We start from the raw sequence: 12,158 nt of genomic DNA, 5'->3' as shown, positions 1-12,158 counted from the left end.
CGTCAGACCTGCATGATCTCGGCCTGCTTGGCCTCCAGAGCCGCGTCGACCGCGGCGATCATCTTGTTGGTCAGTTCCTGAACCTCGGCCTCCCAGAACTTCTGGTCGTCTTCCGAGATCCCGTCGGCCTTGGCCTTCTTGATCTGGTCCATACCATCGCGGCGCACGTTGCGCACGGCGACGCGGGCGTGTTCGGCATATTGGCCGGCGACCTTGGTCAGCTCGCGGCGGCGTTCCTCGTTCAGCTCGGGGATCGGCAGCATGATGATTGTGCCGTTGAGCTGCGGGTTGATGCCGAGGCCGCTTTCGCGGATCGCCTTCTCGACCTTGGAGACCAGCGACTTGTCCCAGACGTTGATCGTCACCATGCGCGGCTCGGGCACGTTGATGGTGCCGACCTGGTTGATCGGCGTCGGACTTCCGTATGCATCCACCATGATCGGTTCGAGCATGCTGCCCGAGGCACGGCCAGTCCGGAGGCTCGCGAATTCGGTGCGCAGGTTGTTCATCGCCCCGTCCATCCGGCGAAGCAGCGCATCGGTGTCGAGCATGAAATCATCGGACATGGGAACCCCTTCCCTAATCTTGAACGTTTGCGGCTCTATAGCCCCAGTCGGGGCGCCATGTATAGGGTGGATGCAGACGGACGGACCGGGCATGGCCGAACGGCGCCCGTTTTCCTGCAAGGAAAACGTCCGAAATCCGTGACGGATTTCGGCGCCTCAGCCCTGGACGCGGGTATAGGTCCCCTCGCCCGCGAGGATGCCGCGGAAACCGCCAGGCGTGTCGAGCGAGAATACGATGATCGGCAGGTTGTTGTCTCGCGCGAGCGCGATGGCCGAGGCGTCCATCACGCCCAGCCGCTTGGCCAGCACATCGTCGTAGCTCACGTTTTCATAGCGCTTGGCGTCCGCGTGCTTGACCGGGTCCTTGTCATAGACGCCATCGACCTTGGTGCCCTTGAAGATCGCCTCGCAATTCATCTCGTTGGCGCGCAACGTCGCGGCGGTGTCGGTGGTGAAATAGGGGTTGCCGGTGCCTGCGGCGAAGATGCAGACCCGCTTCTTCTCGAGGTGGCGCACAGCGCGGCGGCGGATATAGGGCTCGGCCACCTCGTCCATGCGGATCGCGCTGATAACCCGGGTGAAGACACCCAGTTCTTCCAGCGCCGACTGCATGGCCAGCGCGTTCATCACCGTCGCCAGCATCCCCATATAATCGGCGGTGGTGCGCTCCATCCCCTGCGCCGAGCCGGCCAGACCCCGGAAGATATTGCCGCCGCCGATCACCATGCAGATCTCGACGCCCATGTCGTGCACCGATTTGACCTCGGCGGCGATGCGGTGGACGGTCGGCGGATGCAGGCCGAATCCCTGGTCTCCCATCAGCGCTTCGCCCGAGATCTTCAGCATGACACGGCGGTAGGCAGTGCCGGAAGAACGCGTCGGGGAAGTGGTGGGAAGGGTCATGTTGCGCTCCGCTGGGCCTGTGGGTTAGATCGCGCGCAAAATGGCCGAAATCGGCGGCGGGTTCAATGCGGGATCCCGGTCATCGGCCCCAGTGACGGGACGGCAATGAGAGGCATGGGCTTTCACGATCTGCCAGAGCTGCGGGCGGACATGCCGGTGCTGATCGCCGGGCCGACCGCCTCGGGCAAATCGGCGCTGGCGCTGGCGATTGCCGAGCGCCAGGGCGGCGTGATCGTCAACGCGGATGCCAGCCAGGTCTACGACTGCTGGCGCCTCATCACCGCGCGGCCCTCGGTCGAGGAAGAAGCCCGTGCGCCGCACCGCCTGTACGGCCACCAGCCCTGGGATGCGGCCTATAGCGCGGGCGACTGGCTGCGCGAGGTGGCGCCTCTGCTACGCGAGGGGCCGCGCCCCATCATCGTCGGCGGCACCGGCCTTTATTTCAGCGCGCTGACCGGAGGCATGGCGGCGATTCCGCCGGTCCCGCCCGAGGTGCGCGCCGAGGCCGACGCGCTGAATCTCGACAGCCTGCGCGCCGGGGTCGATCCCGCCACCCTCGCGGGCATCGACCAGTTGAACCGCGCTCGGGTGCAGCGGGCCTGGGAGGTGGAGCGCGCCACCGGGCGGCCGCTGGCCGCCTGGCAGGCCGAGACGCCGCCGCCGCTGCTGCCGCTGGAACAGGCCCAGCCGCTGGTCCTGGATGCGCCGAAGGACTGGCTCGACCCGCGCATCGCACGCCGCTTCGACCTGATGCTGGAGCAAGGCGCGCTGGACGAGGTGGCGGCAATGCGCGGCCGCTATGACCCGGCCCGCCCGTCCTGCAAGGCGATCGGTGTGCCCGAGCTGATGGCGCATCTGAACGGCGAGCTGACCCTTGCCGAGGCACGCGAGCGCGCCGTCGTGGCCACCCGGCAGTTCGCCAAGCGGCAACGCACCTGGTTTCGCGCAAGAATGCGCCGATGGCATCGGATCGCGCCGGAAACCTGATCCGCCCCGGTTGCGATTTCAGGACATGCGGTGCAGGTTGAGGGCGAAATTCACCTAATAGCTTTCGGAAACCGAACAAATGCCCCAAGCGGACAGCGATTCCGCCAGCATCCGACTTTTGACTCTCGCGCAGCTGTCTGCACGCGGGTCCTGGCAGCTCGAACTGGCCCATGACCGTGCCGAGTCGCTTCTGATCTGGCTCACGCGCGGCCAGGGCCTGGCCCTGATGGACGGCGTTCGGCGCGGCATCGGGGCACATAACGCGCTGTTCATCCCCGCCGGCACCGTGATGTCGATCGAACTTGGCCGGCAGGGCTTTGGCCAGGCGCTCTGCATTCGCGACACCTCGGGTCTCAACCTGCCGCGCACGCCAGTTCACCTGCGCACCCGCGAGGCACCGGCCCAGATGGAGCTGAACGGGCTGCTCGACGCGATGATGCGCGAACAGGTTGCCGGGCGCGCGATGCTCGATACCGCGATGGCGGCCCATGCGGCGTTGATCTCGGTCTGGCTGCATCGCCAGATCGACCGGGTTGGCCCCGAGATCCTGCCGGACACACCTTCGGTGCGCCTGATGCGCGCCTTCATGGCGCGTATCGTGCAGCCCGATGCCGAGATGATCAGCCTCGAGGAACATGCGGCCGTGATCGGCGTGACCCCGACCCACCTGGCACGCGTCAGCAAGGCCGAGACCGGGCGCACCGCCGCCGCCCTCATCACCGAGCGCCGCCTGCACCGTGCCCGCAGCCTGCTGGCCGAGACCGAAACGCCGATCCAGGACATCGCCCGCCAGCTCGGCTTTGCCAGCGCGGCCTATTTCACCCGTTTCATCCAGCAGCACTGCGGAATCGGCCCCTCTGCGCTGCGGCGCAACCCGGCGCGTCCGCTCCCCGGCCCGACCCCTGCAATTTCCGCTGCAACCACAGCGACCGCCGCACCACCCGCACCACAACTGATCCGTGCCCGTGTCGCGTTTGGACCGGGAAGTGACGAAAGCAAGCGTTGACGTCACCGGCAAATTTGTGCCGAATACGCCCAGACGCGAACCGAGAAAGGGGAGCGGTGATGAATTCCGAAGGAATGCGGCACGAACCAAACGGCCGGACGCACCGCCCGGCTGAACCCTGACTGGCCATGCGCGCGGACGCCTGACAGCGTGTGCGTGACACGAGTGCGATCAACGCACCAGGCCGGCTGACAGACCGACAGGGGACCATATGGGACTATTCATTCTGCGCAGAACGGGCGTGATGCTGCTTACAGCGCTCTGCCTGACGTTCATCGTGTTCTTCATGACGAACCTCTATCCCAATCTCGAGAAACTGGCGAAGAGCGAAGGCGATATGCGCATGGACGACCAGGCCGTGCAGTCCTGGCTCGACAAGAACGGCTATCTTCAGCCCCTGCCCGTCAGCTATGCCCAATGGCTCGGTGTACTGCCGGGCTGGACTCGAGAAACCGAGGGCGGGGTCACCGGGCGCTGTTTCAAGGGGACGAAATCACCTGAGGAAGCCGCGCAGGAACCCCGGTTCTGCGGCATCATCCAGGGCGATTTCGGCTATTCCACCGTCTCCAATACCGACGTCAACGACGTGATCTGGAAGCGCCTGGCCCTGACCGGAAAGCTGATGTTCTGGGTGTTGGTGGTCATGGTGCCCTCGTCGCTCATCATCGGCGTCCTGGCGGGGATGCGCGAGGGGTCTCGGCTGGACCGGAGCCTCTCGACCGTTTCGATCCTGACGACGGCGACGCCCGAATATGTCTCTGGTGTGGTCTTCATCGCGGTCTTCACCTCCTCGGCGGTGGGGCTCAAGTGGTTCAACGGCTCGGCCAAATCGGCCATGGACGAGGCCACGCTGAACAACTTCCTGCTGCCGGTCCTGACCATCGCGCTCTACGGGATGGGCTATATCGCCCGCATGACCCGCGCCTCGATGACCGAGGTGATGACGGCGCAATACATCCGCACCGCCCGGCTGAAGGGCGTGAGCTTCGGCAATATCGTATTGAAACACGCCCTGCGGAATGCGCTGATCGCGCCTTTTACGGTGATCCTGCTGCAGGTGCCCTGGCTGCTGAACGGCGTGGTGATCGTCGAGGCGCTGTTCTCGTATCAGGGGTTCGGTTCGCTGCTGGTCTCGGCGGCGGGGAACAACGACATCGAGATGCTGCTCGCGGTCTCGGTGGTGTCGGTCTTCGTGGTGCTGATTACGCAGCTGCTGTCGGACATCGGCTACGTCTACCTCAACCCGCGCATCCGCATAAGCTGAGGGAGAGCAGAACATGGAACCCCTCGGTTTTCTCGAAATTGTCCTGCGGATCCTCTGGCAACTGATGCCGGTCTGGATCGCGCTTGTCGTTCTCTTCGTCGTCTCGATCACCTACAAGCGCAAGCTCGGCCTCTATGGCCGGCTGTTCGACAGCCCGATCGGCATGATCGGCTTCGGGCTGGTGATGTTCTGGGTCTTCGCCGGCATCTTCGGCGCGATGGACCTTATCGTGACCCATGACGCGCTAAGCCAGATCTCGGGCATGAAGAACAAGGTGCCCGGAACCCCACTGCGCGCGCCGGAAGAAGGTCAATACGCCTGGTACCTTCTGGGCGGCGACAACCTTGCCCGCGACGTCTTCTCGCGGCTCATCAAGGGCGCCTGGATCGTCGTGCAGATCGCACCGCTGGCGACGCTCTTCGCCTTCATGGTGGGCATCACCCTGGGCCTGCCGGCGGGCTATTTCGGCGGGCGGCTCGACACTTTCCTGAGCTTCCTCGCCAACCTGATCCTGGCCTTCCCGGTGATCCTGCTGTTCTACCTGCTGGTGACGCCCGAGATCGTCGACACCGGAGTGCCGGCCTACATGGCCATCGTGCTCTTCGTCTTTCCGGTGATCTTCATCGGCGTGCTGCTGAACTCGCGCTATCACACCCAGCCAAAGGTGCGCACGCCGCTGCTGATCGGGGTGTTGGGAGTGGCGCTCTGGCTCTACCTGTCGCTGGTCTCGAACGGCGGCTGGCTGATCGACACCGACCAGCTGCGCCTGCCGGGGCTGCCGCGCTTCCTCGACCTCTTCGACGTGCCGGCGAATATCCTGGTGGTCTTCGTCTCGGTGGTCTTCGTGAACTCGCCCACGGTGTTCCGCATTGTTCGCGGCCTCACCATGGACATCAAGACGCGCGACTACGTCGCCGCCGCCCAGACCCGTGGCGAGGGACCCTGGTACATCATGCTGTGGGAGATCCTGCCCAACGCACGCGGCCCGCTGATCGTCGATTTCTGCCTGCGGATCGGCTATACGACAATCCTGCTCGGCACGCTCGGCTTCTTCGGCCTAGGGCTGCAATCGGAGAGCCCGGACTGGGGCAGCACGATCAACGAAGGGCGCAAGCTGCTGTCGATCTACCTGCACCCGGCGCTGCCGCCGGCGCTGGCGCTCCTGAGCCTGGTGCTGGGGTTGAACCTGCTCGCGGACGGGTTGCGCGAGGAGAGCCTGAAGGACTGAAAGGCGGTGAGGCCGGGGGCGCTGCCCCCGGACCCCCGGAGGTATTTGGAAAGAGAAGAAGCAGGGGAGACACCCTGCAACCAGCGGGGAAGACGCATGGCGAAGACCAAGGATTACACCGGACCGATCCTCGAGATCGACAAACTGTCGATCTCCTTCTTCACCCGGCTGCGCGAGATCCCCGCGGTCATGGACTTCTCGGTCACGGTCCAGCCCGGCGAGGCCGTGGGCCTGGTGGGCGAGAGCGGTTGCGGCAAGTCGACCGTGGCACTGGGGGTGATGCAGGACCTTGGCAAGAACGGGCGCATCGTCGGCGGATCGATAAAGTTCAAGGGCCGGGATCTGGGCAAGATGAGCGAGGCCGAGCTGCGGGACATCCGTGGCAACGAAATCGCGATGATCTATCAGGAGCCGATGGCCTCGCTCAACCCGGCCATGCGGATCGGCAAGCAGCTGATGGAAGTGCCGATGATCCACCAGGGGCTGAGCGAGAAGGAGGCCTATGCCCGCGCCCTGCAGGTGGTGACGGACGTCAAGCTGCCCGACCCCGAGCGGATCCTGCGCGCCTACCCGCATCAGCTCTCGGGCGGGCAGCAGCAGCGCATCGTCATCGCCATGGCGCTGATGAGCGAACCGGCGCTGCTGATCCTCGACGAGCCGACCACCGCGCTCGACGTGACTGTCGAGGCGGCGATCGTCGAGCTGGTGAAGGACCTCGGGCGCAAATACGGCACCTCGATGCTGTTCATCTCGCACAACCTCGGGCTGGTGCTGGAGACCTGCGACCGCATCTGCGTGATGTATTCCGGCGAGGCGGTCGAGCGCGGCAGCATCGAGGATGTCTTCGACGAGATGCGCCACCCCTATACCCAGGCGCTGTTCCGCTCGATCCCACTGCCCGGCGCCGACAAGACCTCGCGCCCGCTGGTGGCGATCCGGGGCAACTTTCCCCTGCCCCACGAACGGCCCAAGGGCTGCAACTTCGGGCCGCGCTGCGACTATTTCGAGAAGGGGCGATGCGATGCAGGCGCCATCAGGATGGAGCCGGTGCCGGGCAACGACCGCCACCATACCCGTTGCCTGAAGTTCCGTGAGATCGACTGGGATGCGCCGATCCAGGCGACCGAGGTACGCGAGAAGGCCGAAGTCGGGCCGGTCGTTCTGAAGATCGACAACCTGAAGAAATACTACGAGGTCGCCGCCAACGCGCTGTTTGGCGGCGGCGACAAGAAGGTGGTGAAAGCCAACGAGACCCTCTCCTTCGAGGCGCGCGAATCCGAGACGCTGGCCATCGTCGGCGAATCCGGCTGCGGCAAGTCGACCTTCGCCAAGGTGCTGATGGGGCTGGAGACTGCGACCGAGGGCGAGATCCTGCTCGACAACCGATCGATCGAACAGGTGCCGATCGAGGCGCGCGACACCAGGACCGTCTCGGATATCCAGATGGTGTTCCAGAATCCCTTCGACACGCTCAACCCCTCGATGACGGTGGGTCGGCAGATCATCCGCGCGCTGGAGGTCTTCGGCATCGGCAATTCGGAGGGTGAGCGGCGGGAACGGATGCTGGAGTTGCTCGACCTGGTGAAGCTGCCCCGCGCCTTCGCCGACCGGATGCCGCGCCAGCTCTCGGGCGGGCAGAAGCAGCGCGTCGGCATCGCCCGCGCCTTTGCCGGGGGCGCGCGTATCGTGGTGGCGGACGAGCCGGTCTCGGCGCTGGACGTGTCGGTGCAGGCGGCGGTGACCGACCTGCTCATGGACATCCAGCGGCGCGAGAAGACCACGCTGCTGTTCATCAGCCACGACCTGTCGATCGTGCGCTATCTCTCGGACCGGGTGATGGTGATGTATCTCGGGCATGTGGTGGAGCTCGGGACCACTGACCAGGTCTTCAGCCCGCCCTATCATCCCTATACCGAGGCGCTGCTTTCGGCGGTGCCGATCGCCGATACTTCGGTGGTGAAGCAGCACATCGTTCTCGAGGGCGATATCCCCTCGGCGATGAACCCGCCGCCCGGTTGCCCGTTCCAGACCCGCTGCCGGTGGAAATCGAAGGTGCCGGGCAACCTCTGCGAGCGCGAGGTGCCGCCGATGCGGGTGAGCCCGGAGGGCCACCAGATCAAGTGCCACCTCTCGGAGGCGGATTTCGCCGAGATGGAGCCGGTGATCCGCCTTGCGGCGGAGTGAGCGGCGGACGCGAAAACGCCCGCAGCGGGTGCCGCGGGCGTTGGTCGCGAATCTGCGCCGAGATTACTTCGACGAAGCCGTGGGCATGGTTTCCGGCTCATGCTCGGCCACGGCCTTGGCAAAGCCGGTGATCATGGCGGTGTAGAAGTCGGTATCCGACGGCGCCACGGTGACGTAGCCGGCCGGCGATGCAATGTCTGGCGACTGCGCGACGATCTTGATCGGGAAGCTCATCTCGCCGGCATTGGTGTCCGGTGCGGTGACCGACATCACGCCTTCCATCTGGTTGAACTCATGGGTGTCGGCCGCGAGAGCGCCGCCGTTGAGGCTCATGTGCTGGATCTCGACATTGACCACGTAGCCCTGGTTGTCGCCGGTGAGCGGCATCTCCTCGACGATCTTCTCGAGGATGTCATGGGCGATGTTCGGGTAGAACGCCTTGGCGTTTTCGTCGAGGTTGGTGACCTGAGCGGTCACGTTGACTTCGCGCACGGTCGGCGTGTCGGAGGCAAAGCTCGGGGCTGCCAGCATGGTGAGAGCGGCAGCGGCGGCAGTGGTCTGCATCAGAAAACGGTTCATCTTTATCAACTCCTTCCGGGCGGGGCCGAGGTGCGCAAGCACACCTGGGCGGACCGCTGTTGTGTGATCCAGAAACGGAGGAGGACGGGGGGAGGTTCCGAGAAATCGGGCGCCCGGTTGCCGGCAGCCCGGTCGGCGGGACGACGCAGGCCAGCCAGTTGCGTCACAAATTTAGGCTTATCAATGAGTTAGACGTGTCGCCGCAACACGACCGGATCGGCGGTCAACTGCCGAAGATGACCCGGACGTAATTCGTGGTCTCGTTGTAAGGCGGCACGCCGCCGTATTTCTTGACCGCGTCGGGACCGGCGTTATAGGCCGCCAGGGCCAGTTTCCAGGAACCGAATTCGCGGTATTGCATCGCCAGGTAGCGCGCACCGCCTTCGAGGTTCTGATATGGATCGTTGGGATCGACGCCAAGATGGCGCGCGGTTTCCGGCATTAGCTGTGCCAGCCCCATCGCGCCCTTGTGCGAGCGTGCATTCGGGTTCCAGCCGGATTCCTGCTGCACCAGGCGGGTGAAGAGATCCTCGGGCACGGCGTGGCGCCTTGCGGCCTCGCGCGCCATTTCGAGGAATTCGCCGCGATACTTGCCGTTATAGACAACGCCGCTGCCGTATTTGGATGGGGTGTAGACGGTCGGCGGCTGCAGCCGGACAGAGTCGTTGTATTGCGCGGCGGCCCGGGTATCGAGCAGCTTGGTCTGCGCCTTGAACAACTGTTTCTTGGCCTTGCTGGCCAGAACGTCCGCCTCGGCGGGAAAGGCCGCCGCAAGCGTAATGGAAACCGCAAACCCCCAAATGCCGCGCATCCGGCCCGTGCCCCCTCGTCCCACCGAGTATACTACTGTCCGCCGCACACTATACCTGCTGGCGCGAGAATTTCCAGCCCCGCAAATCCCTCGCCGGTTTACTATGTTTAAACCACGTTGCGTCACGTATAGGGTCGATCGGACCGGATCTCGGATTCGGGACTCAGGATGGACGCCGCACTCAGGGGAAGCATATGGCCGGATCAGTCAACAAAGTCATCATCGTCGGAAATCTCGGACGGGATCCCGAGGTGCGCACCTTCCAGAATGGCGGCAAGGTCTGCAACCTGCGCATCGCGACCTCGGAGAACTGGAAGGACCGCAACACCGGCGAACGCCGGGAGCGCACCGAGTGGCACTCGGTCGCAATCTTCTCCGAGCCGCTGGCCAAGATCGCCGAGCAGTATCTGCGCAAGGGCTCGAAGGTCTATATCGAAGGCCAGTTGGAGACGCGCAAGTGGCAGGACCAGTCCGGCCAGGACCGCTATACGACCGAGATCGTGCTGCGCCCCTATCGTGGCGAACTGACCCTGCTTGACGGTCGCGACGGCGGCAGCGGCGGTGGCGGCGGCGACCGGGGTGGCTATGGCGGCGGCTATGACAGCGGCCCGCAGGATGACCGCGACTATGGCCGCAGCGCGCCTTCGTCGCGCGACATGGACGACGAGATCCCGTTCTGACCCATTGGCCTCGGATCGCTTGCGCGATCCGACCCGCGGGGGCAATGCCCCCGCACCGCACGGGTAATTCCCGGTCAGCTAAAAGACCCCGACGCGGCTCAGGCCGCGGAGTCGGCCAGGACCTGCAGCACGGCATCCGCCGGAACGTCCGACGTCACGAAGGCCGCGCCGATGTCGCGCGCCAGGATGAAGCGCAGACGTCCGTCCACCACCTTCTTGTCCTGCCCCATCAGCGCAAGCAGCGACTCGGCCCCCGGCAGGTCGCCCGGAATGTCGGTCAGGTCACGCGACATGCCCATCGCCGCGAGATGCGCGCGCACCCGCACCGGGCATTCCTGGCTGCAGAGGCCCAGGCGCGCCGAGAGGTCGAAGGCCAGGGCGCAGCCGATCGCTACCGCCTCGCCGTGCAGCAGCCGGTCGGAATAGCCGGTTGCCGCCTCGAGCGCATGGGCGAAGGTATGCCCGAGATTCAGCAGCGCGCGGTCGCCCTGCTCGGTCTCGTCGCGGGCGACGATGTCGGCCTTCATCTCGACCGAGCGTGTCACGGCGTGCAGCCGCGCCTCGGCTTCGCCGGCGGCCAAAGCCGGGCCATGAGCTTCAAGCCAGTCGAAGAAGGCGGCATCGCCCAGCAGGCCGTATTTCACAACCTCGCCATAGCCGGCGCGGAAGTCGCGCGGCGGCAGTGTGTCGAGGATGCCGGTATCGGCCAGCACCAGCGAGGGCTGGTGAAAGGCGCCGACGAGGTTCTTGCCCTGGGTGGCGTTGATCCCGGTCTTTCCGCCGACCGAGCTGTCGACCTGCGCCAGCAGCGAGGTCGGCAGCTGCACGAAGCGCACGCCGCGCCGCAGGATCGAGGCGGCAAACCCGGCGAGATCGCCGATCACGCCACCGCCGAGCGCCACCACCACGTCGCGCCGCTCGACCTTCTGTTCGAGCAGCCATTCGGTGGCCTGCTGGAGCTGCGCCCAACTCTTGGTCGCCTCGCCCGCCGGCAGCGCCAGCGCCTCCATGGTGATGCCTTCGGCCGCGAGGCCGGCGCGCAGCGCGTCCAGGTGCAGCGCGGCGACGTTTTCGTCGGTCAGCACTGCAACCCGCTTGCGCGGCAACAGAGGGGCGATCTCGGCCCCGGCGCGGGCGATCAGTCCGGGGCCGATGCGCACGTCATAGCTGCGCTCGCCCAGGTCGACGTGAACGGTATTCATGAAGTCTCCAGCACATCCGGCCGGGTTGCCAGCACAGCCAGCACCCGGTCGACCATCTGTTCCACCGAGACATCCGCCTCGGAGACCACCATGAGATCGGCCTGCCGGTAGAAGGGCAGCCGCGCCTCGTAGAGTTCCAGCAGGGTCGCCTTGGGGTTCGCGGTGCGCAGCAGCGGGCGCGAATCCTTGTGGCGAACCCGGTTCCAAAGCACTTCGGGCCCGGCGTTGAGCCAGACCGAAACGCCCTTCTCCGAGATCATCTTGCGGTTCGCCTCGGCCAGGAAGGCGCCGCCGCCGGTGGAGAGGATCCCACGTTCCTCGTCGAGCAGGCGCGAGATCACCTGGCTTTCCTTGCGGCGGAAGAAGGGCTCGCCGTCGCGCACGAAGATCTCGGGCACCGTCATGTTCGCCGCGGCCTCGATCTCGGAGTCGCTGTCGAGGAAAGGCACGCCCAGGCGGGCGGCCAAGGCGCGGCCCACTGCGGTCTTCCCGGCGCCCATCATGCCGACCATGACAACGGTCTTCTTCAGCCGTCCCGCCCCCGGAACGGGCGCCTTGCGCACCGCTGTCTGCTCAATTCCGCTCATTTCGCCTGAATGACGTGATCTTGTCGAAAAGGCCATATATAACTTGAGCAAAACAAGAGCAGAGTGCGAGGGGCCGCCGTGGGAAAACTCATCAAGTTTGTTGTCTATCTGGTGTGTTTGGCGTTTCTAGGCGTTGTAGGCTATGCTTATCTCGGACCCCT

General features: G+C 65.3%; 12 protein-coding genes. 6 read left to right on the top strand and 6 right to left on the bottom strand.

The window, feature by feature from the left end:
* Positions 1–2 precede the first annotated feature (2 nt).
* Both frr and pyrH read right to left on the bottom strand, forming a co-directional pair.
* Positions 3–566, bottom strand: a complete 564-nt coding sequence (frr, locus tag IE266_RS14695; RefSeq protein ID WP_189680854.1) for a ribosome recycling factor — start codon at positions 564–566, stop codon at positions 3–5.
* A 156-nt stretch (positions 567–722) separates the two neighbouring features.
* Entirely contained in the window at positions 723–1,469 is a 747-nt protein-coding gene (gene pyrH, locus IE266_RS14690; protein ID WP_189680853.1) for a UMP kinase, read from the bottom strand.
* 114 nt (positions 1,470–1,583) lie between these two features.
* Between pyrH and miaA the strand changes: the two genes are divergently transcribed.
* From miaA to IE266_RS14665, 5 genes are all read left to right on the top strand, one after another.
* The gene (miaA, locus tag IE266_RS14685) at positions 1,584–2,456 is read left to right on the top strand and encodes a tRNA (adenosine(37)-N6)-dimethylallyltransferase MiaA (protein ID WP_189680852.1); all 873 of its coding nucleotides are present in this window, start codon (positions 1,584–1,586) and stop codon (positions 2,454–2,456) included.
* A 79-nt stretch (positions 2,457–2,535) separates the two neighbouring features.
* Entirely contained in the window at positions 2,536–3,462 is a 927-nt protein-coding gene (locus IE266_RS14680) for a helix-turn-helix transcriptional regulator (protein WP_189680851.1), read from the top strand.
* A 211-nt stretch (positions 3,463–3,673) separates the two neighbouring features.
* Positions 3,674–4,726 carry an ABC transporter permease gene (locus IE266_RS14675; protein WP_189680850.1) on the top strand — a complete coding sequence of 351 codons (1,053 nt, stop codon included), beginning with the start codon at positions 3,674–3,676 and terminating at the stop codon, positions 4,724–4,726.
* A 13-nt stretch (positions 4,727–4,739) separates the two neighbouring features.
* Entirely contained in the window at positions 4,740–5,954 is a 1,215-nt protein-coding gene (locus tag IE266_RS14670; protein WP_189680849.1) for an ABC transporter permease, read from the top strand.
* 96 nt (positions 5,955–6,050) lie between these two features.
* Positions 6,051–8,138: a dipeptide ABC transporter ATP-binding protein gene (locus IE266_RS14665; protein WP_189680848.1), complete on the top strand. Its 2,088-nt coding sequence runs from the start codon at positions 6,051–6,053 to the stop codon at positions 8,136–8,138.
* A 63-nt stretch (positions 8,139–8,201) separates the two neighbouring features.
* On the opposite strand, the gene IE266_RS14660 is transcribed toward IE266_RS14665, so the two are convergent.
* Both IE266_RS14660 and IE266_RS14655 read right to left on the bottom strand, forming a co-directional pair.
* The gene (locus tag IE266_RS14660) at positions 8,202–8,717 is read right to left on the bottom strand and encodes a hypothetical protein (protein WP_189680847.1); all 516 of its coding nucleotides are present in this window, start codon (positions 8,715–8,717) and stop codon (positions 8,202–8,204) included.
* 223 nt (positions 8,718–8,940) lie between these two features.
* A complete protein-coding gene (locus tag IE266_RS14655) occupies positions 8,941–9,528 on the bottom strand; it encodes a lytic transglycosylase domain-containing protein (RefSeq protein WP_189680846.1) in 588 nt (195 codons plus the stop codon).
* Between the two features lie 194 nt (positions 9,529–9,722).
* On the opposite strand from IE266_RS14655, the gene ssb reads away from it, so the two are divergent.
* Positions 9,723–10,208 carry a single-stranded DNA-binding protein gene (ssb, locus tag IE266_RS14650; protein WP_189680845.1) on the top strand — a complete coding sequence of 162 codons (486 nt, stop codon included), beginning with the start codon at positions 9,723–9,725 and terminating at the stop codon, positions 10,206–10,208.
* A gap of 98 nt (positions 10,209–10,306) precedes the next feature.
* Here the strand turns inward: ssb and aroB are convergent, their stop codons facing one another.
* Together aroB and IE266_RS14640 are read right to left on the bottom strand one after the other, a co-directional pair.
* On the bottom strand, positions 10,307–11,410 hold the full coding sequence (gene aroB / locus IE266_RS14645) for a 3-dehydroquinate synthase (protein ID WP_189680844.1): 1,104 nt from the start codon (positions 11,408–11,410) through the stop codon (positions 10,307–10,309).
* Positions 11,407–11,997, bottom strand: coding sequence for a shikimate kinase (locus tag IE266_RS14640; protein WP_189680843.1), 591 nt, complete (start codon positions 11,995–11,997; stop codon positions 11,407–11,409). The genes aroB and IE266_RS14640 overlap by 4 nt, the downstream gene beginning before the upstream one ends.
* Positions 11,998–12,158 lie beyond the last annotated feature (161 nt).

This window comes from Seohaeicola zhoushanensis, assembly GCF_014656415.1.
GTDB classification, from domain to species: Bacteria; Pseudomonadota; Alphaproteobacteria; order Rhodobacterales; family Rhodobacteraceae; genus Seohaeicola_A; species Seohaeicola_A zhoushanensis.
This window is presented reverse-complemented; position numbering and strand designations above follow the sequence as displayed.